Below are 22,584 nucleotides of genomic sequence, written 5' to 3' on the forward strand. Positions count from 1 at the left end.
AGGACCTGTCGGTGACCCCGGCTGGCCATTGAGGAGAACGAGAACACATGAGTGACCTACACAGGGCTCGAGCGCGCGCGGAGTCATTCGCGCACGCCGTCGATCACGGGCCCCGTCACTCTTCGCGACTGAGCGATGACCCGGAGCTTGTGGAGGCTGTGGAGCTGGTCGGACGGCTGAGGACCGCCGGCGCAGTGGCACCGCGTCCGGAGTTCAGTGCCGAGCTACGGCACCGCCTGATGGAACAGGCGGCTGCCCGCGCGGCGACGACTCCGATGGTGGTGCACAGCACTCCCGACGGTCCGGACGACCCGCCGACCCGCGAGGACGTCGACGCGTCCGTGACACCCATCCGCCATCGTCACGGCCGGCGCATCCGGCTCGTGGCCAGTACCGCCGCGCTGGTCCTGCTCGGGGGTGGCATCGGTTCCGCCGCCGCCGCTCAGCAGGCGATGCCCGGCGACACCTTGTACGGGATGAAGCGCAGCATCGAGAACGTGGCCACCAACGTGGGCGTCGGGGACGACTCCCGCGGCCGGCGCGATCTCGAGCACGCGATGACCCGACTGTCCGAGGTCCGCGCGCTGGCCGAGCACGGCGGCGACGTGGGCACGATCAACAGCACTCTGGACGACTTCTCGGCGCAGGCCCGCAAAGGCGTGTCCCGCCTGGTCGCGTCGTACCAGCAGGACGGCGACGAGGGTTCGATCACGGCGATCACCACCTTCATCACGAACGCCCGTCAGGCTCTTGGTGAGCTCGCGCCGAAACTGCCCCCGGAGTCGCTGAAGTCCGCCGTGGAGGCGCTGGCCACGATCGAGCAACTGGCCCAGCACACCACGGCCGCCTGCCCGAAGTGCGATCAGCCGAAGCCGGCCAAGGGCACCCAGCCTGCCGGTCCGAGCGTGGGCACCGAGCCGAGCAATCCGTCCAACGGATCGCCCAGCTCGAAGTCGTCCACCGCGCCGGCGCCTGGTGCGTCCACGCAGCCGAGTGGGTCGCCGGCCAAGCTGCCGAACACCACGATCGTCGAGGAGTCCAACACTCCCCCGCCGAGTCTGAAGACGCCCCCGAAGCCCAACACCCCGAACTCGTCGACGACCCCCACGATCGTCCCGAGCCTCCCGCCAGGCACACCGTCGTGGCCCTGGCCCTTCCCGACCCTCAGCATCCCGACTCTCATCAATCTCCCCGGCGTCGTCCAGACCTTGCTCCCACCCTGGAAGTAGGCCCCAGACGCACAGAAGCCCGGCACACACGATGTGCCGGGCTTCTTCTGTGCTCGCCGGGATGCTGTCAGAAGAAGACTGAGCGGCGTCGCATCAGGAGGGTGTAGAGGGTCTGCTGGATGGTTTCGCGGACCTGGTCGGTGACGTTGAAGACGAGCATCGGGTCGTCGGCGGCGCCGTCGGGGAACTCGTCGGTCCGGATCGGCTCGCCGAACTCGATCAGCCACTTGGACGGGAGTGGGATCAGCCCCAGCGGTCCGAGCAGCGGGAAGAACGGCGTGATCGGGATGTACGGAACGCCGAGCAACCGCGCCAGCGACGCGATGTTGCCGACCAGTGGGTAGATCTCCTCGGCGCCGACGATCGAGCACGGAATGATCGGTACGCCGGTCCGCATCGCGGCGCTGACGAATCCGCCCCGCCCGAAGCGCTGGAGTTTGTACCGCTCGGAGAACGGCTTGCCGAGACCTTTGAACCCCTCCGGCCAGACACCGACCAGATTGCCCTGCCGCAGCAGCCGCTCGGCGTCGTCGTTGCTCGCCAGCGTCGCCCCGCCCTTGCGGGCCAGCTCCCCGACGAACGGCGTCTGGAACACGAGATCCGCCGCGAGCGTGCGCAGCGGACGGTTCGTGTGATCCGAGACGACCACCTGGGTGACCAGCCCGTCGAGCGGCATCGTGCCGGAGTGGTTCGCGACCACCAGGGCGCTGCCGGTGTCCGGGATGTTCTCGATCCCCCGCACCTCGACCCGGAACCACTTCTCCACCATCGGCCGCAGCATCGGCAGCAGGACCTGGTCGGTCAGGTCGGAGTCGTACCCGAACTCGTCGAGCTCGTACTCCCCGCTCACCCGCCGCCGCAGGAACGCGAGCCACTCCGCGACCCGCCGCTCCCCGTCCTCGCCGAACAGTTCGCGCACGACCCGCTCGAGTCCCGCGAAGTCCAGCGGTGCCGCCTCGACGACCGGCTCCTGCGGTCGCGGTCCGGCCTCGACCGGCTCCGCCGCGGGCGGCTCCACCGACCGCTTGCCCTTCTTCTTCAACCGCGTTCCAGGCCCCGCGAGTGCGCGAGCAGCCGCGGACGGCGTCGTACGGCGGCCTGATCCGCGGCCCGGACGTCCGCCGGCACCGATCGGGATGACCTCGGCGTCAACCACGCAACGCTCCCAGTCCGGCCGTCAGCAGCGACGCCGCGCGGGCGACCGCGCCGGGGCCGAGCGAGTCACGGAAGTCGTCGAAGGCGGCCGCGGTCGTGTACTTCGGCTCGAACCCGAACTCGGACCGCATCCGGGTGGTGTCCACCGCGCGGCCGTAGGTCAGGAAGGTGATCTGGTCCGGCGAGAAGTCCGCGAGCCGGGCCCGGCGCACGGCGGCCGCCGTACCGGACGCGGTGAAGGACGGCAGCCGGAGCGCGGGACGGCCGAGTTTGCGGATCGCCTGGGACAGCGAGAGCACTCCGTCGCCGGCCAGGTTGAAGGTCCCGGGCAGGTCGTTCACGGTGGCGTGGTGGATCGCCTCGACGCCGTCGTCCTCGTGCAGGAACTGCAGGCGGGCGTCGTACCCGAAGACGGTCGGTACGACGGGCATCGCGAAGTACCGGGTGATCGGGGAGTCGGTCCTGGGGCCGATCCAGTTCGCCATCCGGAGCGTGGAGACGCGGACGTCGGGGCGGCGCCGGGCGAAGCCGCGCACGTACCCCTCGACCTCGACCGCGTCCTTGCTCAGCCCGGTCTGGTGGATCGCCCGCGGCGCCATCTCCTCGGTGAACATGGCCGGATCCCGCGGACCGGCGCCGTACACCGTGGTCGACGACTTCACCACCAGCTTGGCCACGCCAGGCGCCTTCTGGCAGGCGGCGAGCAGCTGCATGGTGCCGATGACGTTGATCTCCTTCATCGACGAGCGGCCGCCGGCGCTGCCAGGGGTGGCCACGACGCCGGTGTGGACGACCGTGTCGACGCCCTCGGCGGCGATCACCTTCGCGATCACGGGGTTGCGGATGTCGGCCCGAACGAACCGGACCCGGCCCAGCTCGGCCCGTGGCGGCACCACATCGACGCCGAGCACCGTGCCGATCGACGGATCGTCGGCCAGTCTGCGGGCACAGCGAGCACCGGCGTCCCGGGAGACGCCGGTCACCATCACTACCTGTGCCACGAGAAACCCCCAGCCAGACAGCAACCCCACAAGTGGCCGCGCCGACCCCCGGCGCGGCGGGAACTGCTTACTTGCCGAGCTTGCGGCGCTGCACCCGCGTCTTCTTCAGCAGCTTGCGGTGCTTCTTCTTCGCCATACGCTTACGGCGCTTCTTGATAACAGAACCCACAGTGGACCATCCAAACTCAAAGAGAACGTCGGCAAAGCTTACCCGCAGGTCAGGCGGTGAACCTAAAGCAGGCTGCTTCGATAGGCTGGGCGGTGACCTGGGGAGGCGCCGATGACAAGCAGTACGACGGCCCGGTACGACGGTCTGGCCGACTGGTACGACGCGAAGTACGTGGCCGGAGCGGAACCACATCAGCCGGGTCTGCTCGAGCTCCTCGGGCCTGGATCCGGTCCCTGCCTGGACATCGGGTGTGGCACCGGGCGCAACTTCGAGACCATTCGGGCGAGTGGGCGCAGTGTGGTCGGGGTGGACTTCTCCGCCGACCAGTTGCGGCTGGCACGGAGCCGGACCGACGGTCCGCTGATGGTCGCGGACGCCGCCGGCCTCCCGTTCGCCGACGAGTCCTTCGACACCGCGATGGTGATGTGGATCTCCACGGACGTGGATGACTTCGCCCAGGTCGTGCGTGAGGCCACGCGGGTGCTCCGGCCGGACGGGGTGCTCGTCGTGTACGGCGTACATCCGTGCTTCAACGGCCCGCACGTCGTCTGGAACGAGGACGGCAGCCGCCTCATCCACCCCTCCTACCGCCGGCCGGGCTGGCACGAGGAGTCGCCGTACTGGGGCGACGGGATCCGGCGGCACGTCGGCATGTACCACTCACGCTCGCCGGCTACCTGAATGCCTTCCTCACCACCGGCTTGACCCTCGAACGCTTCGAGGAACCGGACACAAGAGGCGTCCCCCACTCCCTCGCCGCCCGCGCCCGCCGCTCCACCTGACCAAAGGCTGTCGGTGCCGGCTGGTTGACTGGTCGGCATGGTGACGCTGGATTCGTGGAGTAAGCAGGACTTCACCCTGCTCGAGGGCTGCAACACGCCCGAGATGACCGCTCACCTGGGCGGTCCGGAGACCCCGGCCAAGCTGCGCGAGAGGCAGCAGCGGTACGTCGAGAACGCCTTCACGGGTCAGATGTTCGTGATCGTCACCGACGACGGCGACCGGGCCGGGTTGGTCGGCTACTGGGAGCACACCGAGCCGGCCGAGACGGTCTGGGAGACCGGCTGGGCGATCCTGCCCGAGTTCCAGGGGCGTGGGCTGGCGACCTCCGCAGTAGCCGAGGTGGCGAAGGTCGCCGCTGCGGCCGGCAGGCACAGCACGCTGCACGCTTACCCCGGCGTGACGAACGCCGCTTCCAACGCGCTGTGCCGCAAGGCCGGCTTCGTCCTGCTCGGCGATCGCGACTTCGAGTATCCCAAGGGTCACTGGATGCGTTGCAACGACTGGTCCCTCGACCTCTAGGCGGCTTTGCGGGTCGGGAGCTGGACGGGGTCGGTGAGGACGACCAGGTGTGGGGTGGCGGTCTGGTTGGTGGTCGAGGCGTAGGCGGCGGGAGTGAAGGCGACGGCGGCGAGGCCGAGGGTGATGATGGTGCCTGTGACAACGGTCTTGACGATCTTGAGCTGCATCGTGGGCTCCTGGAGGTCATGGATTCGGCGGTGATTCCATCCTCAGGGCCGGTACTGCGATCGTTCTGGGAGGAAGCTGGGAGCTTCCTGGGAGTCACAGTCCCGCGACCTCCGGCACCGCGGCGGTGAGGATCCCGAGCGACTCCGGCGTCCAGGGTCCGGTACGGATCACGATCGCGTGATCGATACCCCATGATGCTTGCTCGCGGCAACGTTCTACGAAGGTGCCGACGGTGTCGTCCGGGGTGAGCCGGGTCGACAGTGTCTTCGCGATCTCGTCGTACCCGCGGCCGAGTTCGTCGCAGTGCGCGCGGAGTACGTCGAGCTTGTGGCGCACCGTCGTACCTGCGTCGGGCAGGTCGAAGAGGTTGCAGGCATCGGCCCGCCGCGCCACCATCCGCAGCGTCTTCTGCTCGCCCGTCCCACCGATCAGCACCGGCGGACGCCGTTCCGGCCGCGGGCTGCAGATCGGTCCCTCGAGCTGGAAATGCTTGCCCTGGTACGGCGAACTGTCGCCGGCGAACATGCGGTCCGCGATGTCCAGCAACTCCTCGAGTTGCTCGAACCGATCCTTGGTAGGTCCGAGCGGGATCCCCATCGCCCGCGCCTCATCGCCTTCCCATCCGATCCCGACCCCGAACCACGCCCGCCCACGGGTGAGCGCGTCCAGCGTCGCGATCGCCTTCACCTGAACAGCGGGCGGCCGGAACGGCACCGGCGACACGAGCATCCCGAGCCGCGCCCGGCTGGTCGTCGCGGCCAGGAACCCGAGCATCGTGATCGCCTCGTACAACTCGGCCTGCGGATGACTCGTCGGGTCCGCCTGGAACAGATGATCCGGCACCCAGATCGTGTCCAGCCCACCCTCGTCCGCGATCGACGCGATCCGCCGCAGCCCGTCCACGCCATCCGCCCAGGCGTGATCCGTCACCGTCACACTGACCTTCACTCGCCCGCCTCGGCAATCCCGGCCGCCGTAGCAGCGTCAGCAGCAAGCGCCGTGTACTGGACGCCGGCCAGCCGCCAGTCACCGTCCCGGGCGAGCCACACACTCATCACCCGGAACAATCCTTTGATCGTCTCCCCGTGAAACCGGCACTCCGACCGCTGGATCTCGGTCCGCACCACGGTCTCACCGTGGGCGACGATGTCCGACTGCAGCAACTCCAGCGAGACCTGCTCGAACACTCCACTGGTGTGTACGCCGATCCACTCGTCGGGATCGATCATGAAGCCTTTCGGTCCGACGATCCGGCAGTCCGGGTCGACGAGCAGCTTCAGTGCGGCGGTGTCCTGGGCAATCAGGCTCTGCACCAGCCGTTGCGGGGCGTCGCCGAGCTCCGTGGACATGTCGTGCCTCCGAATTCTTAGGGTGACCCTATATTTACGGTCACTCTAGAGCCACTACCCTGACCGTGTGAAGGACGCGGACGGACTGCGGGCGCGGAAGAAGCGGGAGACGCGGGAGCGGATCGCGGCGGCGGCGCGCCAGTTGTTCGTCGCGCACGGGTTCGACGCGGTCACCGTGGTCGACGTGGCCCGGGCCGCCCAGGTGTCCGAGGCAACAGTCTTCAACTACTTCCCGACCAAGGACGATCTGTTCTTCGGTGGCGGACTGGAACAGTTCCAGGCGGCGACGCTGGCCGCGGTCGGCGACCGCCCGGCCGGAGAGTCGGCGATCGGCGCGTTCCGCCGGTTCACGATCGCGAACATCGCGCACGCCGCCGACCCGGGCGCGGTCGACCTGATCACCACCGCCGCCCGGGTCGTGGCCGGCAGCCCGTCGCTGCAGGCCCGCGAGCGCGAGATCGTCGCCGCCACCACCGACGCCCTCGCCACCCTGCTGCGCTCGGAGGGAACGGGACGGATGGAGTCGTGGGCGATTGCCAACGCCTTGGTCGGTGTCCAGCGATCGATCGTCACCGAGGTCCGGGCCGAGGTACTGGCCGGACGCCACGGCCCGCAACTCGTCGCCCGTGTCCAGCACGGCGCCGACATCCTCCTGGCCCGACTCGAGTCCGCCTTCAACCGTTGACGGATAGCCTGCCGACATGGCCCATGTGGTGTGGACACTAGAGGTATCTGGCAACAGGTCCGAGGGTTAGCAGGCCGGACCCGGCTCCTGCTTGTTCTGTTGCGGCTGGAGCCAGAGCGGCTCGGGCACGTGCCAGCGGTTGCTGGTGATTGAGGGTCTTGGCTGCTGCGGCAATGAGGCCCCAGTGGGCTTCCAGGAGCAGGCCAGGTGGTGGCTCGGGTAGGTGGTCGAGCGCCTTGGCTGCTTCGGCGGCGCGGTTCTGCGACAGCAGCACGAGCGGACGGACCCACGGCCTGTGGGGACCGTAGTCGGCTTCGAGGACCGGCTGGTCGTGCCGGATGGCGTAGCAGGCCACGGCTAGCGGGACGAGCCCGGACTGCAGGCCGGGCATGGACGCGTTGTCGAGGAGGGCGCCGGCCTGGCGGTAGGCATCGGGAGTGTCTTCGCGGAGGGCGGAGTACCACCGAGTGAAGACGGCGACCAGCGGCAACTCGTGCCGGGCGGCCAACTCGTCAGCCGCTTCGGCATGGTGGTCGGCGGCCGCATAGTCCGCCACAGCGCAGGACGACTGCAGCCGGATGAGATGGCCAAGAACCTCATAGGTAAAGAGGCCATGGCGTCGGGACAGCTCAACCAACTCAGCACCGATCGCATCGCGGTCCCGGGAGAGGCCAGCGCGATAGCACGTCTGCAGGAAGACGCCGTTCAGCGCAAACGCCAGCACAACAGGATCATCCAGGCCCCGCGCGATCGACTCAGCCTCGAGCGCCGCCTCCCGCACCCTCGGATCCAGCGAACCACGCGACTCGAGCGCAATCGTCGTCAGCAACCGCGCCCGCACCCCCGGATGCTCCTGCGTAGGCAACACCCGCTCCGCCGCCGCCACAATCGCCGCAGCGTGGGACTCATCGTCCGACCGCGTCCAGATCGCCGGTACGTCGTACGCCCCGATGACTCGCGCGGTGAGATCGGCATCGCCCAGCTCCTCAGCCGCTGCAATCGCCGCGAGACGGTGCCGGCGGGCAGCCTCGAGACCGCCGCCACCGGTGACGGCGAGATTCCGGAGCAGTCCCACCGTCGACTCCAACCGGGCTCGAGTGCCCCCAACGGCCCGGTCGTACGCCGCAGCAGCCTCGGCCCAGACATGTCCGGCCGCCACCGGCTCCAGGTGCGCGGCCTGGTTGAGGATGTCGGTCTCCAACCCACCGAGCGCCGGACCGGGATCCACCCCGAGCTGACCGACCAGCATCGCCCGAGCCCGACGCAGTACGGCGAGAGCGTCGCCCTGCCGACCAGTCCGGTACAGAGCGAGCGCCAGCAACCGCCACGCGTTCTCACGCCACGGATGCTCGGTCACATGCGCATCCAGCTCAGGCACAGCCTCAGCAGCAAGCCCTAGCGCCAGCCGCGCCTCTCCCAACCGCTCCACCGCCCGCAGCCGCAACTCCGTCAACCGCGACCGTTCGCCCTGAGCCCATCCCTCATCAGCAAACTCGGCGTACGCCGGACCGCGCCACAGCTCCAGCGCCTTCGTCAGCTCCGGCACCAACCCCCCGGCCGGCAACGCCGCACCGACAGCCGCTTCGAACCGCCACGCGTCAACAGCATCCGTCCGCAACGCATAGCCCGGACCATCGGTCACCAGCAGCCGAGCCGGCGACCGCGGCGCCCGCTCCGGTTCCAGCGCCCGCCGCAACGCCGCGACGAACGTCCGCACCGCGCTCAACGCACCCTCCGGCGGATCCACCCACAGGTCGTCCACCAGGACAGTCGCCGGTACGACGCGCCCGCGCGCAACGATCAACCGCGCCAGCACGGCCCGATGCCGCGGCCCTTTCAGACCCACCGGCCGCCCGGAATCATCCCAGGCCACCACCGGCCCGAGCACCCCGAAGTCCACCCGGCCACCGTAGCGCTCATCCACTGCTCATCCGCGCGCGCGATCCTGGCCGGCATGAAGATCAACGGCTTCGACTACCACCGCATCTCCGGCACCGGTGACGTGAAACTCAACGTCGCCGTCGGCGGTTCCGGCACGCCGATCGTCCTCCTGCACGGGTTCCCCCAGACCCATCTGATGTGGCGGCACGTCGCCACCGACCTGGCCGCCGACCACACCGTCATCTGTCCCGATCTCCGCGGCTACGGCGAGAGCGACAAGCCGGCCGACGGCTACGCGAAACGAGTGATGGCCGCGGACATCGTGGCCGTGGCGCGGAACCTGGGACACACTCAGTTCGCCCTGGCCGGGCACGATCGCGGCGCTCTGGTCGCGTTCCGCGCCGGCCTCGACCACCCGGACACGATCACCCAGCTGATGTGCCTGGACGTGCTGCCCACCCTCGACATGTGGGACGTGATGCGCGGAACGAGCGCCGCCGTCGGCTTCCACCTCTACCTGATGGCGCAGCCACCCGGACTACCCGAGGAGCTGATCGCAGCCCGCCCGGACGCGTTCTTCGGCCATTTCCTCGACCTGTGGGCGAACGATCCCACCGCGATCCCGCCCGATGTCCGGGCCACCTATCTGGACGCATGCCGGGCCGCGGTGCCGTCGATCGTCGCGGACTACCGCGCCTCGGCAGCGGTCGACGTCGCGCACGACCAGGAAGATCTTGCCCAGGGCAACAAGCTGCGCATGCCGGTCACGGTGATCCAGCAGGACTGGGGAGCCGCACTCGGCTTCGACGCCGCGGCGCTCTGGCGGGCCTGGGCTCCCGGCCTTCACCACCAGACCACGACGGCAGGTCACTTCATGGCTGAGGAATCCCCCGCAGAGATCACCTCCGCGATCAGGGACTTGCTCAAGCGCTGAGACAGGCAGTCGACGTGTCCCGGACATAGCGAAGCGGCCGGTCCCGAGGGATCCGACCGCTTGCTCTTCTCGTGGTTATCCGGCCTGGAAGAAGGCGCCCTTGAGGTAGTCGTGCACGGCATCCTCGGACACCCGGAACGAACGACCCACCCGCACCGCGGGCAGCTCACCGGAGTGCACCAGGCGGTACACCGTCATCTTGGACACGCGCATGGCCGTGGCGACCTCCGCCACGGTCAGGAACTTCACCTCGGCGAGCGGCTGCTCACCACCGGACTTCTTTGATGCCATTGCGCACCGCACTTCCAGCACGGATCGTGCGCCGGCTTCCCCTCCGGCACCTCCGTCCGTGCATGCAACGAGCGTAGTGGCTGTTGGTACGAATGGGAAAGAGGGGGACTCGTGTGACGACCTAGTAGGTGGGGTCGAGGCCCAGCAGCGGGAAGCTGACGTCGCGGGTCGCCTTGATCGATCGGTCCAGCCAGGTGTCCGGGTTGTAACCGGTCGACCAGTCCGTGTACGACGCGTCCTGGCCGTCGGTCATCCGCATCGGCGCGACCCGCTGGAACCGGATCCGGACCTCTTCGCGCCACGTTTCGGGCACCGGGGTCTGCGGGTCGATCGGGTTCCCCGCGACGATCGCCAGCAGGTGAGTCCAGGCCCGCGGTACGACGTCGATGATCGCGTACCCACCACCACCGGTGGCGATCCACTTCCCGTCCGTGAGCTCGTGCGCCAGGTCGTGCAACGCCAGGTACGCCGCGCGCTGCCCGTCGACCGTCTTCGTCAAGTGAGCCAGGGGATCCTCGACATGCGAGTCACACCCGTGCTGGGTCACCAGGACCTGCGGCCGGAACGCCTTCACCACGTCCGGAACGATCGCGTGGAACGCCCGCAGCCAGCCGGCGTCCCCGGTCCCCGGCGGCAACGGGATGTTGACCGCAGTACCTTCTGCGTCAGGTCCACCGGTCTCCCCGGCGCTGCCGGTGCCCGGAAAGAGCGTGGTCGGCGACTCGTGCAGACTCACGGTCAGCACTCGCGGATCGTTGTAGAACACCTCTTGTACGCCGTCCCCGTGGTGCACGTCGACGTCGACGTACGCGACCCTCTCGGCACCGTGATCGAGCAGCCACTGGATGGCGACGGCCGGATCGTTGTAGACGCAGAAGCCGCTGGCGCGGTCGGGCATCGCGTGGTGCAGACCGCCGGAGATGTTCGCGGCGTGCCGGACCTCGCCCTCCCAGACGGCCCGCGCCGCCTCCACGCTCGCGCCGACGATGCGTGCGGAGACGTCGTGCATCCCCGGAAAGCAGTAGGTGTCGTCCGTGCCGAGTCCGTGCTCCAGATCCGGCACGTCCGGGTGCTCCCCGGCGCGCTTGACCGCGGCGATGTAGTCGGCCGTGTGCACGGTCTGCAACAGCGCGTCGTCAGCCGTCGGAGGCGGAACGACCTTGAGTTCTTCGAGTACGCCGAGCGCCTGCGCCAGGTGCATCGTCAATTCCACCCGGATCGGACTCATCGGATGCCCGCGCCCGAAGTCGTACGCCGTCAGACCCTCGTCGAAGACCAGCATCGCCTCACCGCTCATGCCTCCGACCTTAGCCGTCACCTCACGGGCACTGGTTTCCCGAATCTGGCGTTCAGCCGGTAAGCACCACCACGCGCGTGGAACACGGACATCAGCAGCACACCCACGACGGCTGCGACTGCTGCCGCCAGCGGATGATCGCCCACATGCGCCCAGAAGGTGAGCAGCCCGGCGATGACGAACGCGCCCACGCCGCCGACCGCGTTGCGGACCGGCGAGTTGCCGGTCAGGTTCGGGTACTCCCGGGCGGTGATGCCGAGGACGAAGTGCGGGATCCCGTTGGTCCCCATCAGCCCGGCCAGGAAGCTCAGCACGATCGCCAGTGTCATGATCAAACCCTTTCAGTCTACGTGTGTTGACTGAAATCTAGGCGGGATCGACGACTGAGTCAACATGCGTAGACTGAGCGGCGTGACGACCAGGATGGAGCAGCGACGGCGGACGGAAGAGCGGATCCTGGCGGCGGCGCGGCAGTTGTTCGGCGAGAACGGGTACGACCGGACCACGATCCGCGCTGTCGCCGAGGCGGCCGGGAGCGACGCCGGCCTGGTGATGCGGTACTTCGGGTCCAAGGACAAGCTGTTCGCCCAGGCCGCGACCATTCCCCCGGACGGGCCGATCACGGGTTCGCCCGAGGAGATCGCCGGGATGCTGACGGCTGCTCTGACCGCCAAGCTGGCCGAGGAACCGGCGGCCGCGCTGGCGGCGATGCGGGCGATGTTCAGTCATCCGGAAGCGGCCGCGGAGGTCCGGGCGGCGATGACAGGACAGCAACGACAGATCGCCGAGCAGTTGCCGGGTCAGGACGCCGTACTGCGCTCGGGGGTGATCGGAGCGTTGACGCTCGGGCTCGTCATCGGGCGGCACCTGGTCAGGCTGGACGGACTGGACGCGTCACCCGAGGAGCTGATGGCGGTGGCCGGGCCGATCATCGAGGACCTGGCCAACGGTTCCGGCTGAGCCGACAGCGGAAACGGGCGGGCGCGGCACCCCTCCAAGGCCGCGCTCGCCCGTCCCGATCGTGCTGGTGCCAGGCATGGGCTTCATCGCGCAAACACTGCAAGGTGTTACAAGAATTGCAGGAACCTGCAATTCAGGCCGCGATTCGGTCACGGAGGGTTGCACTCGAGGCGGTCTAGGCCTCACTGTTCCATCCCGTGAGGAACGCCATGAACTCGGCGAGACCCAATCGGCGGCAGATCTTTACGGCGGGGGCCGTGGTTGCTGTTTCGACGGTGGCTGTCTCGACTGCGACATCGACTGAAGCCGCCTTCGGCGGCCTGTACGGCTCCGGTGACCTCGGGGCCTGGCAAGCCATGAGCAAGGCGATCTCGACCGAGACCCAGATCAAACGGGTGCTCGCGACCAACGGGGTCTTCATGTTCGGCGACAGCATCGCCGTCCAGGACGGAAAGACGCTGGCGACCCGGCTGATCGGCCGCGACGGAAGCCAGATGGCGGTGCACAACTGGTCCGGGCGGCCGACGTCCGGTGCCGTCGACGCGATGGTCCAGTGGGCGACGGCGTACGGCCTGCCGCGCCGGATCCTGATGGCGGCCGGCAGCAACGACATCTTCGACCCGCCCAAGTTCGCCGCCCAGGTCGACCGGGCGATGAAGCTGGCCGGCTCGAACCGGTACGTGTACTGGGTCAACGTGCACGCCACCCGGTGGTCCAAGACCGCGGCCGTGCAGATGGCCGACCAGCGCAACTCCGCCTGGGTCAACCTGCAGTTGTCCGACGCCCAGAAGAAGTACCCGAACCTGCGGATCATCCGCTGGGCCGAGTACCTGGCCGCCAAGCCGAGCCGGATCACCTCCTACCTGCGCGACGGCGTGCACACCTCGATCACGCTCGGCCAGGACGCCCGCAACGAACTGACCGTCCAGTCCCTGGTGGCGCCGCTGCCGGCCGCCAAGTGACCGGGCCGTCGATCGGTTATGCTGATGATGTGAACACGAACTTGCAGCTGTGGTGGGCCGTCTAGGGCGGTCCCCAGCGTTCACACGCATCCAAGAGGCCGCCTCGCCGAGGCGGCCTTTTTGATGCCCTCGGTGAGGCATCCACGCACCGAAAGGGCATCGACATGACCACGCTTTCCGGCATCACCCCGTCCGGCCGTCTGACGCTGGGCAACCACCTCGGCGCACTGCGCCGGTTCACCGACCCCGAGGGGTTCTACTTCGTCGCGAACCTGCACGCGATGACGACCAGACACGACCCCAGACGGCTCGCCGCGCTGACCCGGGAGTTCGCGACGCTGATGCTCGCGGCCGGCACCGCACCGGGCACGGTGTTCGTCCAGTCCGACGTCAACACCCACGCACAGCTCGCGTACCTGCTCGAATGCACGTCGTACGTCGGCGAGCTGTCCCGGATGATCCAATACAAGGAGAAGGGCAAGGGCCGGCCGATGACGCGGGCCTCACTGTTCACCTATCCGTGCCTGATGGCCGCGGACATCCTGCTGTACGGCGCCGACCGGGTCCCCGTGGGCGGCGACCAGTCCCAGCACGTGGAGCTGGCTCGTGACGTGGCGATCCGGTTCAACCGCGAGTACGGCGAGACGTTCGTCGTACCGCAGCTGGCCAAGGCGGCGTACGCGACCCGGGTCAAGGATCTGGCCGACCCGACGAAGAAGATGAGCAAGTCCGAGGCCGACGACGCGGTCGGGACGATCCGGCTGCTGGATCCGCCGGACGTGATCCGGCGCCAGATCATGCGGGCCGTGACGGACTCCGACAACGAGGTTCGCCACGACGAGGCCGCGAAACCCGGGATCACCAACCTGCTCGACATCCTGGCCGCCTGCACCGACGGCGACCCGGTGCAGCTGGCGACGGCCTACTCGTCGTACGGCGAGCTGAAGCGGGACGTCGCGGACGCGGTGCTGGCCGTGCTCGAGCCGCTGCAGAAGGAGTACGCCCGGCTGACGACCGACCCCGGCGCGATCGACGAGCTGCTCGCACAAGGCCGGGACCGAGCGCTGGAAGCGAGCCTGCCCCGGCTCCGGGCGGCGGAGCGCGCGATGGGTTTGGCAGGATCTGCTCCATGAAGATTCGCGCCGCCACCTTCAACATCCGCAACTCCTCAGCACCGGACGGCGACAACGCCTGGCCGGTCCGGAGGGATGCGACGGTGGCGGCGATCGAACACCTCGACGCGGACGTGGTCGGGCTGCAGGAAGTGCTGCCCGACCAGCTCGAGTACCTGCGCTGGCGCTTCCCGCGGTACGAGATCGTCGGCGTCGGCCGCGACGACGGGATGGACGCGGGCGAACGTTGCACCGTCATGGTCCGGCCGGGTGACTGGCGGGTCGACAAGCACGAGACTCGCTGGCTGTCCGACGACCCGAACACACCGGGATCCGTCGGCTGGGACGCGCAGCTGACCCGGATCGCGACGCTGGTCTGGCTGCGGCACCGCAACGGTACGACGGTCGGTGTGGCGAACGCGCACTACGACCACGCCGGCGAGGTCGCCCAACTCCAGTCCTCGCGGCTGATCGCCCGGTGGACGACCGGTGCGCTGCCGTGGATCGTGATGGGCGACCTGAACGCGACGCCGGACTCGCCGGCCTTGAAGGTGCTGACCGAGGCCGGCCTGCGGAACGCCGTACCGATCGCGACCGGTGGGAGTTGGCACGACTTCACCGGCGCGGAGGACGACGAACGGATCGACCACATCCTGGTCAGCGCCGCGTGGACCGTGGACGAGGCAGCCGTCTCCCACTACCGCCCCGGCGGACGGCTGCCCAGCGACCACTGGCCCCTCATGGCCACGCTGTCCCTCTGACCGTCCCCCGCCCCTCCACTCCTGCCCTCGCCCCGTCCCGCCCCTCCACTCCTGCCCTCGCCCCGTCCCGCCCCGCCCTGCCTGATGGGCTGACCCACCAGACGGCGGGTTCACCCACCGCGTGCGATAGGCCAAACCACCGGCTCGTGGGTCAGCCCACGAGAGGGTCGCGCGGGGTCAGATCTTGGCGAAGACCTCTTCGCGGAGGCGTTCCAGGGCGTCGAAGCGGCGGTTGCCGGTGCCGAGCATCGAGTCCGGGACGAGGACCTCGTCGATCCCGGCCGCCGGGTACTGCGCGACGGTGTCGAGCACCTCCTGGGCCGAACCCATGATCACGTGCCCGCCGCGGCTCTCCAGCCGCTCCTTGCGCTCGGCCGCCTCGGTGTCCCCCGGTAGGACGACCTCCAGCATCGTCTGGGCGGAACGGCGTACCGACTGGGGGTCCCGGCCGAGGCGCTCGCAGTGCTCGGCGAAGACCTTCCCCTTGTGGGCGGCGAGTTCCGGGCCGCCCCAGTGGTTCCACTCGTCGGCGTACCGGGCAACGATGCCCAGGGCAACCTTCTCGCCGGCGGCGCCGATCATGATCGGCAGGTTGGCCGGCTTCGGCTCCAGCGGGGCACCGGTGAGCTGGTAGTAGGTGCCGTCGAAGGTGGTGCGATCCTGGCTGATCAGGCCCTTGATCACCTGGCAGGCCTCCTCGAACCGGGCCAGCCGTGCGCGGACCGGCGGCAGCTCGATCCCGTAGACCTCGTGCTCGTTTACCTGCCATCCGGCCCCGATCCCGAGCACGAACCGGCCGTTACTCATCTGGTCGATGGTCGCCGCCTGGTTCGCGACGACGGCGGGATGGCGGTAGGTGTTGCCGAGCACCATCGAGCCGACGCGCACCCGCTCGGTGCGGGCGGCGATGCCGGCGATCAGGGCCAGACACTCGTTGACCGGTACGGACAGGTCGTCACCGTTCTGCATGAAATGGTCGGCGATCCAGACACCGTGCCAGCCGGTCCGTTCGGCGTACTCCGCTCCGTCGAGCACTTCCTGCCAGGTCCGGTTGGCCGCGGGCCACAAAGAGAAATCCATGTCCTTAGTTTCTCGCGTGAGTGTCTAGGTTCGCTCCTGGGCGTCCAGGACTGCTTCGCCGTTCTCCTCCGCCCACAGCGTGAGCATCCGGATCGGGCCCATCAGGGTGCGGCCGAGCGCGGTCAGTTCGTACTCCACGCGGGGCGGGACGCCGCCGAAGTTCTCGCGGGTGACCAGGCCGTTCGTCTGCAGCCGGCGCAGCGTCTGGGTCAGCACCTTCTTGGAGATGCCACCGATCAGTGTGATCAGCTCCGTGTGGCGTCGCGGGCCGTCGTTCAGACCCCACAGGACCACCACGGCCCACTTGTCCGCGATCACCTCGACTGCGAGCCGGGCCGGGCAGTCGGCGAGAAACACGTTCCCCGGATCCAAACCGTCCACGGGCGTCAGGGTACCCAGAGGTTCCCACGGCGGTGCCTAGCGTCTCTGTCCATGAACGGTCTTCCCGAAAGCGCACACCGGCTCTTCACCGAGCCCAAGGACGCCACAGTCATCACCATCGACCCCGACGGCTCACCACAGGCCGCCCTCGTCTGGGCCGAGCGCGACGGCGACGAGGTACTGCTCGGCATCCAGCAACCCCACCGCAAGACCCGCAACCTGCACCGCGATCCCCGCGTCACGCTCGTCATCCAGGACGACCGCGTCAGCTCCCGCGGCATCACGCAGTACCTCGTCATCCGCGGCATCGCCAAGCTCGAAGGCCCCGACATCCCCGCCGACTACAAAGCCCTGATGGACCGGATGTCCCAGCGCTACCTGAACGTCCCCGAATTCCCTTTCGGCGAAGGCATCTGGCACACCGGCATGATCGCCCGCATCACAGTCGAATCCACCACCGGCGAAGGCCCCTGGGGAAAGCATTAGCAACGTCTGGTGGTTGTGCGGACCGCCGACACGTTGTGGTGACCACGGACAGCGCATTTCTTGTCCGCGGTCGCCAGATCCTGTCCGCAGGGCGGAACACGTGCCTGTGGCAACTGTTCGGGAGCTGCGGAGGGGTGAGGAGTGGGTGTATCTGCGGCGGGAGGCGACCGGTTAGACGAGGTGCCAGCGGAGGAGGAAGGCGCCTATGGAGAGGATGAGGTAGGTGAGGACGAGGAGGGTGCCGATGCCCGGGCGGGGGCGGTGGTGGTGGGTGGGGATGCCGGCGGCCTCGTGGCGGATGGCTTCCATGACGGCGCCTACCTCGGCGGTGCGGTCGCGGGGGATGCCGTTGATCTCGCTCTCGTCCTGGCCGCGGGTGAGTACGACGTTGTCGTCGCCGACCTCGATCGTGTCGACGTCCTGCCAGGCGAGGCTGCGGACCAGCATGCTGGTGCGGGCGCGCAGCGCGGTCGCGGTGAGCTCGACGCGGTAGAGGACGACGCCGCCGGCGACGCGCACCACCGACGCCCCGATGATCGTGAGCAGCCCGACGGCGAGCATGTCGCGGGCGCCCATCCACAGCCAGGAGTTCAGCGCGGGCACGACGACGAACGGCGCGACGAACAGCGCCCACGCCCACCACGGCGCCGGATCCAGCGGTACCCGCCACGGCAGGTCCGGGACCTGAACCGCGCGCACGGGGGCAGGGCTCACCTGTTCGGGGCTCTCCTGCTCCGAACGATTACTCATGGGCGGGACCATAGTCGACTCATCCCTTGAACACGGCAGGAAACTGCGGCGCCAACAATAACGCCACCGGTAGCAGAGGTGTTACTCGGCGGCCAACGCACGCGAACGGTTGCGCGCGGCCTCGATCGCGGACAGGAACGCGGCGCGGACCTTGTGGTCCTCCAGTTCGCGGACGGCGGCGGCCGTCGTACCACCCGGAGACGTCACCCGCTCGCGCAGTACGGTCGGGTGCTCGCCGGTCTCCCGCAGCAGCTTCGCCGAGCCCACCACGGTCTGTACGACGAGCTCCGTAGCGGTCCCACGCGGCAGACCCATGTGCACGCCGGCCTCGATCATCGCCTCGACGACGAAGAAGAGGTACGCCGGTCCGGACCCGGAGATCGCGGTCACCGCATCCTGCTGCTTCTCCGGCACCCGGATCACCCGTCCCGTCGCGGCCAAAAGGCCCTCCGCCAACTCCAGATGGCTCTCGTCGCAGTGCGCACCACGAGAGATCGCCGCCATGCCCTCGTCGACCAGCGCCGGCGTGTTCGGCATGACGCGTACGACGGCCACACCCTCAGGCAGCCGGGACTCGATGAACCCGGTGGTGATCCCGGCGGCCAGCGACACCACAGTCTGCGACGCCCGGATAGCGGGGGCGATCTCGGCGAGCAGATCCGCCATGTCCTGCGGCTTCACCACCAGTACCAGGGTGTCAGCCTTGGCCGCCGCGTCCACGTTGGTCACGACGTCGACGCCGTACCGCTCCCGCAGTTCGGCGGCACGCTCCTCCCGGCGCTCGGTGATCAGGAGCTCCTGCGGTCGCCGCCCGGCCCGAATCAGCCCGGACAGCAACGTCTCCCCCATCACACCGGCCCCGAGAATGGCCACCTGACTAGTCATGGCCAACACACTACTGATCCGGGCCGCCCGGGGACCCGAGCGCCCACCAGCCGGTTACTTCTTGCTGATCAGGGAGCGGGCGAAGAACTGGAGGTTGGCGGGACGCTCGGCCAGGCGGCGGACCAGGTAGCCGTACCAGTCCTCGCCGTACGGGATGTAGATGCGCATCGTGTGGCCGAGGCCGGACAGGCGGAGCTGCTCCTCTGGGCGGATGCCGAACAGCATCTGGTACTCGTAGCTGCCCGGCTGCCGGTTGGCGCGGTCGGCGAGCGAGCCGGCGATCGCGATCAGCCGCGGGTCGTGCGAGGCGATCATCGGGTAGCCGGCGCCGTTCATCAGGATCTTCATCGCCCGGACGTACGCCTTGTCCACGCCGCGCTTGTCCTGGTACGCCACCGACTCGGGCTCCTTGTAGGCGCCCTTGCACAACCGGACCCTGGAGCCGGCGTGGGCGAGGTCGCGGCAGTCGCCCTCGGTCCGGCGCAGGTACGCCTGCAGCACAGCACCGGTCTCCGGGAAATCCTGGCGCAGTTCGCGCAGGATGCCCAGCGTGGAGTCGGTGGTGGTGTGGTCCTCCATGTCGAGGGTGACCGTCGTACCGGCGTTGCGGGCCGCGAGGCAGATCGTCCGCGCGTTCTCGAGCGCGATCTTCTCGCCGTCGCCCGGCAGCGCCTGGCCGACCGCGGACAGCTTGACCGAGACCTCGGCGTTCTTGGTCAGGCCGGCTTCGGCCAGTTTGCGGAGTACGTCGAGGTACGCGTCCGCGGTCGCGGTCGCCGCGGCCAGGTCGGTCACGTCCTCGCCGAGGTGGTCGAGTGTGACGTTCAGGCCGTTGCTGACCAGCTTCTCGGTGGCCAGCACGGCCTCCGGCGCGGTCTCACCGGCGACGAAACGCGCGACGATGCCATTGGACACCGGGAGCGACGAAACCGCCTTCTTGATCTGGGGGCTGCGGGACATGCCCAGCAGGACTCGCCGAAGCACTACGTGTTCCTCCTCATCGACCCACCCGGCCCCATCTGCCAGTGGTGTCAGCAGGCTACGCGGCTGAACCTGAGGCTCGCGAATCGTGTGGCAGGCACCACACCACCGGGGTCACTGGTTCGGTCATCGGTCACTGCTGACGCCGGGTCGGTGACAGTACGTCGCCGTCCCGGGAACCACGGCCGGACGCACCCATGACCGGGAGAGGATGCGTCCATGCCCATCTTCAAGCGTCGCAAGCGGACTGCCGTGGAGGCCGACCCGATCGGCGCGTTCTGGTCCTGGTGGAGCGAATCCGGTGCGGCGCTGGTGGCCGATGCGATCGCACGCCAGGTGCCGGCGGACCTGAGCGACGTACTGACCGATCTGATCGCGCGGATCGATCCGGATCTGGAGTGGGAGCTCGGTCCTGGGTTGCACGCCGAGCACGTACTGATCGTCACGGCGGCCGGGAACCCGAGCCGCCGTGCTGTCGCGCGACGCTGGCTGCGGGCCGCGCCGCCGTCGGACCGGACCTGGGAGTACGCCGACCTGCGGCGGCCAGGGCCTGCGTTCACGATCAGGTTCGACGGGCTGCCGCCGATCCCGATCGACGAGGCCGTGGTTTCGATGGAGCCGGATTCGTCGGCGATCCATGTCGGCGTCCATCATCCGGCGTTTCCCGAACTGCCGGTGGATGTGCAGCGGCGGGTGACGTTCCTGATGCTCGATCTCGTGCTGGGCGAGGAGATGGTGGAGACCTGGGTCGGGGCGATCGACACGTTGGTCGAGGCGCCGGCGGACGCTGTGCCGATCGAGACGCTGCTGCCCGCGGTTGCCGCGTTCGCCGCTGATCACACCCTGGAGGACGGGAGTCCGGCGTGGAAGATGCTCGAGGGGACGCGTGACGGGCATCGGTTGATCGCCACGGCGGAGTACCCGTTGCGGTCCATCCGGAGGCCGCACCTCGACACTCACGTCGCGGTCTCGATCCGCTACCCCGTGGTGCGCGACGACGGGCTGCCGGAGTCGGAGATGCTGGATGAACTGCGCCACTTCGAAGACCATCTGACCGACCGCCTCGGTGGCTCCGGCAATCTGATCGCCCACGAGACCTCAGCCGGGACCCGGACCCTCCACTACTACGCCGACGGCACCACTCCCGCCGGCGCTCAACTCCAGGCCGCCACCACCGGCTGGCCCCACGGCCAGGTCTCCGTCGAGGTCACCGAGGACCCCGCCTGGCACAACGTCTCCCACCTCGCCGGATGACCGGAGGCTGAGGAACGACGACCACTGGGTGTACCCGTCAGGCGGTGCGGCGTTTCAGGGTTGCGGCGCCCAGGGCCAGGGCGGCGAGGATGAAGGCGGTGACCACCAGGGCGTCGGTGCCTGCGCCGGCGCCGAAGCCGTTGCCTTGGGCAACTCCGGTGACGGCGTCGACGGCGTACGACAGGGGCAGTACGTCGCTGACGGCGTGCAGCACGCTCGGCAGTTGGTCGCGTGGGAGGAGGAGTCCGCAGAGCAGGATCTGCGGGATCATGACGGCCGGCATCATCTGGACCGCCTGGAACTCGGTCGCCGCGAACGCGCTCGCGAACAGGCCGAGCGCGGTACCGAGGACGCCGTCGAGAACCGCGACGACCCCGAGCTGCCAGGCGGCACCCTCGATGCTCAGGTCGAGGGCGTAAAGCGCGATCGACACCACCACGAGGGCCTGGACAACCGCGATCAGGGCGAACGCCAACGCGTAGCCGAGCAGGAAGTCCACCTTCGCCATCGGCATCGTGAACAGCCGCGCCAACGTGCCGCTGGAGCGCTCCCGCAGCGTCGCCACCGAGGTCACGATGAACATGATGATCGCGGGGAACACCGCCAGCAGCGGCCCGCCGACGCGGTCGAAGGTGGTGGGTGAGTCGATGAACATCCACCACATCAGGCTGACCAGCAGCGCCGGCAGCACGATCAGCATCGCCACCGTGCGGTGGTCGCGGCGCAACTGGGCGAGCACCCGGGCGGCGACGGCGAAAGTGACCCGGGGCGTCATCGCGCACCTGCCTTCTGCTCGATCAGGGTGAGGAACGCCTGCTCGATGTCGTCGGTGCCGACCGATTCGAGCAGGGCTTGCGGGGTGTCGTCGGCGAGCAATTCACCGTCGCGCATCAACAGAAGGCGATCACAACGCGAAGCCTCGTCCATCACATGACTCGAGACGAGCAGGGTCGCGCCGGCGTCGGCGAGCCGGTGGAAGAGGTCCCAGAGATCCCGTCGGAGAACGGGATCCAGGCCGACGGTCGGTTCGTCGAGGACGAGGAGCTCGGGGTCGCCGAGGAGTGCGGCGGCAAGCGACGCCCGCGACCGTTGCCCACCGGACAACCGATCGACGCGTACGTCGGCATGCGAGCGCAGATCGACCGCGTCGATGACCCGGCCCACGTCGTCGGCCGGGACCCCCAGCACCGCGGCGAAGAAGCGAAGGTTCTCGGTCACGCTCAGATCCCCATAGACGCTGGGCTCCTGGGTGACATACCCGATCCGGCCGCGCAGCGTGGGCGCACCGGCGGGCAGCCCGAGGACGGAGACGTCGCCGGTGACCTTGGCCTGGAGACCGACGATCGCGCGGATCAGCGTCGTCTTGCCGCAGCCGGAGGGACCGAGCAGCCCGGTCACCGTCCCGGTCCGGAGGTCGAACCCGACCCCGTGCAGGACCTCCCGGTCGCCGCGCACCACCACGACGTCCCGGCAACTCACCGCGTTTTTCATCATATGATGAATTTAGCGCG

At 68.8% G+C, this 22,584-nt stretch carries 28 protein-coding genes; 11 read left to right on the forward strand and 17 right to left on the reverse strand.

What is annotated here, in order from left to right; genetic code table 11:
• The first annotated feature begins 194 nt into the window (after nucleotides 1–194).
• Entirely contained in the window at nucleotides 195–1,229 is a 1,035-nt protein-coding gene (locus tag ACIBG5_RS17605) for a DUF5667 domain-containing protein (RefSeq protein ID WP_396392546.1), read from the forward strand.
• A 67-nt stretch (nucleotides 1,230–1,296) separates the two neighbouring features.
• Here the strand turns inward: ACIBG5_RS17605 and ACIBG5_RS17610 are convergent, their stop codons facing one another.
• From ACIBG5_RS17610 to ACIBG5_RS17620, 3 genes are all read right to left on the reverse strand, one after another.
• The gene (locus tag ACIBG5_RS17610; protein ID WP_396392547.1) at nucleotides 1,297–2,385 is read right to left on the reverse strand and encodes a lysophospholipid acyltransferase family protein; all 1,089 of its coding nucleotides are present in this window, start codon (nucleotides 2,383–2,385) and stop codon (nucleotides 1,297–1,299) included.
• Nucleotides 2,378–3,370 carry an NAD-dependent epimerase/dehydratase family protein gene (locus tag ACIBG5_RS17615; protein WP_396393000.1) on the reverse strand — a complete coding sequence of 331 codons (993 nt, stop codon included), beginning with the start codon at nucleotides 3,368–3,370 and terminating at the stop codon, nucleotides 2,378–2,380. The genes ACIBG5_RS17610 and ACIBG5_RS17615 overlap by 8 nt, the downstream gene beginning before the upstream one ends.
• Before the next feature lie 82 nt (nucleotides 3,371–3,452).
• Complete coding sequence (locus ACIBG5_RS17620) at nucleotides 3,453–3,554, reverse strand: 30S ribosomal protein bS22 (RefSeq protein ID WP_008356322.1); 102 nt, start codon at nucleotides 3,552–3,554, stop codon at nucleotides 3,453–3,455.
• Nucleotides 3,555–3,665: 111 nt separating this feature from the next.
• Here ACIBG5_RS17620 and ACIBG5_RS17625 point away from each other — a divergent pair, with 111 nt between their 5' ends.
• The gene (locus tag ACIBG5_RS17625; RefSeq protein ID WP_396392548.1) at nucleotides 3,666–4,235 is read left to right on the forward strand and encodes a class I SAM-dependent methyltransferase; all 570 of its coding nucleotides are present in this window, start codon (nucleotides 3,666–3,668) and stop codon (nucleotides 4,233–4,235) included.
• Nucleotides 4,236–4,373: 138 nt separating this feature from the next.
• The gene (locus tag ACIBG5_RS17630) at nucleotides 4,374–4,856 is read left to right on the forward strand and encodes a GNAT family N-acetyltransferase (protein ID WP_396392549.1); all 483 of its coding nucleotides are present in this window, start codon (nucleotides 4,374–4,376) and stop codon (nucleotides 4,854–4,856) included.
• Here the strand turns inward: ACIBG5_RS17630 and ACIBG5_RS17635 are convergent.
• From ACIBG5_RS17635 to ACIBG5_RS17645, 3 genes are all read right to left on the reverse strand, one after another.
• Nucleotides 4,853–5,023 carry a hypothetical protein gene (locus ACIBG5_RS17635; protein WP_396392550.1) on the reverse strand — a complete coding sequence of 57 codons (171 nt, stop codon included), beginning with the start codon at nucleotides 5,021–5,023 and terminating at the stop codon, nucleotides 4,853–4,855. The two genes, ACIBG5_RS17630 and ACIBG5_RS17635, sit on opposite strands and share 4 nt — an antisense overlap.
• A 94-nt stretch (nucleotides 5,024–5,117) precedes the next feature.
• Nucleotides 5,118–5,972 (reverse strand): LLM class flavin-dependent oxidoreductase, encoded by an 855-nt coding sequence (locus ACIBG5_RS17640; protein WP_396392551.1) that lies wholly within the window; start codon nucleotides 5,970–5,972, stop codon nucleotides 5,118–5,120.
• Nucleotides 5,969–6,373, reverse strand: coding sequence for a nuclear transport factor 2 family protein (locus ACIBG5_RS17645; RefSeq protein ID WP_396392552.1), 405 nt, complete (start codon nucleotides 6,371–6,373; stop codon nucleotides 5,969–5,971). The genes ACIBG5_RS17640 and ACIBG5_RS17645 overlap by 4 nt, the downstream gene beginning before the upstream one ends.
• 67 nt (nucleotides 6,374–6,440) lie before the next feature.
• Here ACIBG5_RS17645 and ACIBG5_RS17650 point away from each other — a divergent pair, with 67 nt between their 5' ends.
• Nucleotides 6,441–7,058 carry a TetR/AcrR family transcriptional regulator gene (locus tag ACIBG5_RS17650; RefSeq protein WP_396392553.1) on the forward strand — a complete coding sequence of 206 codons (618 nt, stop codon included), beginning with the start codon at nucleotides 6,441–6,443 and terminating at the stop codon, nucleotides 7,056–7,058.
• A gap of 37 nt (nucleotides 7,059–7,095) precedes the next feature.
• Here ACIBG5_RS17650 and ACIBG5_RS17655 read toward each other — a convergent pair whose 3' ends face one another.
• The gene (locus tag ACIBG5_RS17655; protein ID WP_396392555.1) at nucleotides 7,096–8,982 is read right to left on the reverse strand and encodes a BTAD domain-containing putative transcriptional regulator; all 1,887 of its coding nucleotides are present in this window, start codon (nucleotides 8,980–8,982) and stop codon (nucleotides 7,096–7,098) included.
• Nucleotides 8,983–9,012: 30 nt separating this feature from the next.
• Here ACIBG5_RS17655 and ACIBG5_RS17660 point away from each other — a divergent pair, with 30 nt between their 5' ends.
• Nucleotides 9,013–9,873 (forward strand): alpha/beta fold hydrolase, encoded by an 861-nt coding sequence (locus tag ACIBG5_RS17660; protein WP_396392556.1) that lies wholly within the window; start codon nucleotides 9,013–9,015, stop codon nucleotides 9,871–9,873.
• 75 nt (nucleotides 9,874–9,948) lie between these two features.
• On the opposite strand, the gene ACIBG5_RS17665 is transcribed toward ACIBG5_RS17660, so the two are convergent.
• The 3 genes from ACIBG5_RS17665 to ACIBG5_RS17675 form a co-directional block, all read right to left on the reverse strand.
• Nucleotides 9,949–10,164 (reverse strand): helix-turn-helix domain-containing protein, encoded by a 216-nt coding sequence (locus ACIBG5_RS17665; protein WP_012923942.1) that lies wholly within the window; start codon nucleotides 10,162–10,164, stop codon nucleotides 9,949–9,951.
• Nucleotides 10,165–10,285: 121 nt separating this feature from the next.
• Nucleotides 10,286–11,461: an acetoin utilization protein AcuC gene (locus ACIBG5_RS17670; protein WP_396392557.1), complete on the reverse strand. Its 1,176-nt coding sequence runs from the start codon at nucleotides 11,459–11,461 to the stop codon at nucleotides 10,286–10,288.
• A gap of 17 nt (nucleotides 11,462–11,478) precedes the next feature.
• Complete coding sequence (locus tag ACIBG5_RS17675) at nucleotides 11,479–11,790, reverse strand: hypothetical protein (protein ID WP_396392558.1); 312 nt, start codon at nucleotides 11,788–11,790, stop codon at nucleotides 11,479–11,481.
• An 82-nt stretch (nucleotides 11,791–11,872) separates the two neighbouring features.
• Here ACIBG5_RS17675 and ACIBG5_RS17680 point away from each other — a divergent pair, with 82 nt between their 5' ends.
• The 4 genes from ACIBG5_RS17680 (at nucleotide 11,873) to ACIBG5_RS17695 (ending at nucleotide 15,256) form a co-directional block, all read left to right on the forward strand.
• A complete protein-coding gene (locus ACIBG5_RS17680) occupies nucleotides 11,873–12,421 on the forward strand; it encodes a TetR family transcriptional regulator (protein ID WP_396392559.1) in 549 nt (182 codons plus the stop codon).
• A 275-nt stretch (nucleotides 12,422–12,696) separates the two neighbouring features.
• Nucleotides 12,697–13,383, forward strand: coding sequence for a hypothetical protein (locus ACIBG5_RS17685; RefSeq protein WP_396392560.1), 687 nt, complete (start codon nucleotides 12,697–12,699; stop codon nucleotides 13,381–13,383).
• Between the two features lie 164 nt (nucleotides 13,384–13,547).
• Nucleotides 13,548–14,516: a tryptophan--tRNA ligase gene (gene trpS, locus ACIBG5_RS17690; RefSeq protein ID WP_396392561.1), complete on the forward strand. Its 969-nt coding sequence runs from the start codon at nucleotides 13,548–13,550 to the stop codon at nucleotides 14,514–14,516.
• Entirely contained in the window at nucleotides 14,513–15,256 is a 744-nt protein-coding gene (locus tag ACIBG5_RS17695) for an endonuclease/exonuclease/phosphatase family protein (RefSeq protein ID WP_396392562.1), read from the forward strand. The genes trpS and ACIBG5_RS17695 overlap by 4 nt, the downstream gene beginning before the upstream one ends.
• A 177-nt stretch (nucleotides 15,257–15,433) precedes the next feature.
• On the opposite strand, the gene ACIBG5_RS17700 is transcribed toward ACIBG5_RS17695, so the two are convergent.
• Both ACIBG5_RS17700 and ACIBG5_RS17705 read right to left on the reverse strand, forming a co-directional pair.
• The gene (locus tag ACIBG5_RS17700; protein WP_396392563.1) at nucleotides 15,434–16,336 is read right to left on the reverse strand and encodes a TIGR03560 family F420-dependent LLM class oxidoreductase; all 903 of its coding nucleotides are present in this window, start codon (nucleotides 16,334–16,336) and stop codon (nucleotides 15,434–15,436) included.
• Nucleotides 16,337–16,360: 24 nt separating this feature from the next.
• Nucleotides 16,361–16,717, reverse strand: a complete 357-nt coding sequence (locus ACIBG5_RS17705) for a winged helix-turn-helix transcriptional regulator (RefSeq protein ID WP_396392565.1) — start codon at nucleotides 16,715–16,717, stop codon at nucleotides 16,361–16,363.
• Nucleotides 16,718–16,768: 51 nt separating this feature from the next.
• Here ACIBG5_RS17705 and ACIBG5_RS17710 point away from each other — a divergent pair, with 51 nt between their 5' ends.
• On the forward strand, nucleotides 16,769–17,203 hold the full coding sequence (locus tag ACIBG5_RS17710) for a TIGR03618 family F420-dependent PPOX class oxidoreductase (protein ID WP_396392566.1): 435 nt from the start codon (nucleotides 16,769–16,771) through the stop codon (nucleotides 17,201–17,203).
• A gap of 171 nt (nucleotides 17,204–17,374) precedes the next feature.
• Here the strand turns inward: ACIBG5_RS17710 and ACIBG5_RS17715 are convergent, their stop codons facing one another.
• The 3 genes from ACIBG5_RS17715 to ACIBG5_RS17725 form a co-directional block, all read right to left on the reverse strand.
• On the reverse strand, nucleotides 17,375–17,953 hold the full coding sequence (locus ACIBG5_RS17715; protein ID WP_396392568.1) for a hypothetical protein: 579 nt from the start codon (nucleotides 17,951–17,953) through the stop codon (nucleotides 17,375–17,377).
• An 81-nt stretch (nucleotides 17,954–18,034) separates the two neighbouring features.
• Nucleotides 18,035–18,838: a pyrroline-5-carboxylate reductase gene (gene proC, locus ACIBG5_RS17720; protein WP_396392569.1), complete on the reverse strand. Its 804-nt coding sequence runs from the start codon at nucleotides 18,836–18,838 to the stop codon at nucleotides 18,035–18,037.
• Nucleotides 18,839–18,892: 54 nt separating this feature from the next.
• Nucleotides 18,893–19,822 (reverse strand): proline dehydrogenase family protein, encoded by a 930-nt coding sequence (locus ACIBG5_RS17725; protein ID WP_396392570.1) that lies wholly within the window; start codon nucleotides 19,820–19,822, stop codon nucleotides 18,893–18,895.
• A 216-nt stretch (nucleotides 19,823–20,038) separates the two neighbouring features.
• Here ACIBG5_RS17725 and ACIBG5_RS17730 point away from each other — a divergent pair, with 216 nt between their 5' ends.
• Nucleotides 20,039–21,073, forward strand: coding sequence for a DUF695 domain-containing protein (locus ACIBG5_RS17730; protein WP_396392571.1), 1,035 nt, complete (start codon nucleotides 20,039–20,041; stop codon nucleotides 21,071–21,073).
• 37 nt (nucleotides 21,074–21,110) lie between these two features.
• Here the strand turns inward: ACIBG5_RS17730 and ACIBG5_RS17735 are convergent, their stop codons facing one another.
• Together ACIBG5_RS17735 and ACIBG5_RS17740 are read right to left on the reverse strand one after the other, a co-directional pair.
• Nucleotides 21,111–21,848: an ABC transporter permease gene (locus ACIBG5_RS17735; protein ID WP_396392573.1), complete on the reverse strand. Its 738-nt coding sequence runs from the start codon at nucleotides 21,846–21,848 to the stop codon at nucleotides 21,111–21,113.
• Nucleotides 21,845–22,567, reverse strand: a complete 723-nt coding sequence (locus ACIBG5_RS17740) for an ABC transporter ATP-binding protein (RefSeq protein WP_396392574.1) — start codon at nucleotides 22,565–22,567, stop codon at nucleotides 21,845–21,847. The genes ACIBG5_RS17735 and ACIBG5_RS17740 overlap by 4 nt, the downstream gene beginning before the upstream one ends.
• Nucleotides 22,568–22,584: the final 17 nt, after the last annotated feature.

The organism is Kribbella sp. NPDC050241 (assembly GCF_044459685.1).
Lineage (GTDB): Bacteria > Actinomycetota > Actinomycetes > Propionibacteriales > Kribbellaceae > Kribbella.

What these genes read in the sequence shown, in the direction of transcription:
- ACIBG5_RS17630 (WP_396392549.1), top strand. Translation starts at nt 4,374, where the DNA reads ATGGTGACGCTGGATTCGTGGAGTAAGCAGGACTTCACCCTGCTCGAG.
- trpS (WP_396392561.1), top strand. Translation starts at nt 13,548, where the DNA reads ATGACCACGCTTTCCGGCATCACCCCGTCCGGCCGTCTGACGCTGGGC.
- proC (WP_396392569.1), bottom strand. Translation starts at nt 18,838, where the DNA reads ATGACTAGTCAGGTGGCCATTCTCGGGGCCGGTGTGATGGGGGAGACG.
- ACIBG5_RS17710 (WP_396392566.1), top strand. Translation starts at nt 16,769, where the DNA reads ATGAACGGTCTTCCCGAAAGCGCACACCGGCTCTTCACCGAGCCCAAG.
- ACIBG5_RS17670 (WP_396392557.1), bottom strand. Translation starts at nt 11,461, where the DNA reads ATGAGCGGTGAGGCGATGCTGGTCTTCGACGAGGGTCTGACGGCGTAC.
- ACIBG5_RS17615 (WP_396393000.1), bottom strand. Translation starts at nt 3,370, where the DNA reads ATGGTGACCGGCGTCTCCCGGGACGCCGGTGCTCGCTGTGCCCGCAGA.
- ACIBG5_RS17645 (WP_396392552.1), bottom strand. Translation starts at nt 6,373, where the DNA reads ATGTCCACGGAGCTCGGCGACGCCCCGCAACGGCTGGTGCAGAGCCTG.
- ACIBG5_RS17635 (WP_396392550.1), bottom strand. Translation starts at nt 5,023, where the DNA reads ATGCAGCTCAAGATCGTCAAGACCGTTGTCACAGGCACCATCATCACC.
- ACIBG5_RS17665 (WP_012923942.1), bottom strand. Translation starts at nt 10,164, where the DNA reads ATGGCATCAAAGAAGTCCGGTGGTGAGCAGCCGCTCGCCGAGGTGAAG.
- ACIBG5_RS17715 (WP_396392568.1), bottom strand. Translation starts at nt 17,953, where the DNA reads ATGAGTAATCGTTCGGAGCAGGAGAGCCCCGAACAGGTGAGCCCTGCC.
- ACIBG5_RS17660 (WP_396392556.1), top strand. Translation starts at nt 9,013, where the DNA reads ATGAAGATCAACGGCTTCGACTACCACCGCATCTCCGGCACCGGTGAC.
- ACIBG5_RS17740 (WP_396392574.1), bottom strand. Translation starts at nt 22,567, where the DNA reads ATGATGAAAAACGCGGTGAGTTGCCGGGACGTCGTGGTGGTGCGCGGC.
- ACIBG5_RS17730 (WP_396392571.1), top strand. Translation starts at nt 20,039, where the DNA reads ATGCCCATCTTCAAGCGTCGCAAGCGGACTGCCGTGGAGGCCGACCCG.
- ACIBG5_RS17695 (WP_396392562.1), top strand. Translation starts at nt 14,513, where the DNA reads ATGAAGATTCGCGCCGCCACCTTCAACATCCGCAACTCCTCAGCACCG.
- ACIBG5_RS17625 (WP_396392548.1), top strand. Translation starts at nt 3,666, where the DNA reads ATGACAAGCAGTACGACGGCCCGGTACGACGGTCTGGCCGACTGGTAC.
- ACIBG5_RS17675 (WP_396392558.1), bottom strand. Translation starts at nt 11,790, where the DNA reads ATGACACTGGCGATCGTGCTGAGCTTCCTGGCCGGGCTGATGGGGACC.
- ACIBG5_RS17735 (WP_396392573.1), bottom strand. Translation starts at nt 21,848, where the DNA reads ATGACGCCCCGGGTCACTTTCGCCGTCGCCGCCCGGGTGCTCGCCCAG.
- ACIBG5_RS17700 (WP_396392563.1), bottom strand. Translation starts at nt 16,336, where the DNA reads ATGGATTTCTCTTTGTGGCCCGCGGCCAACCGGACCTGGCAGGAAGTG.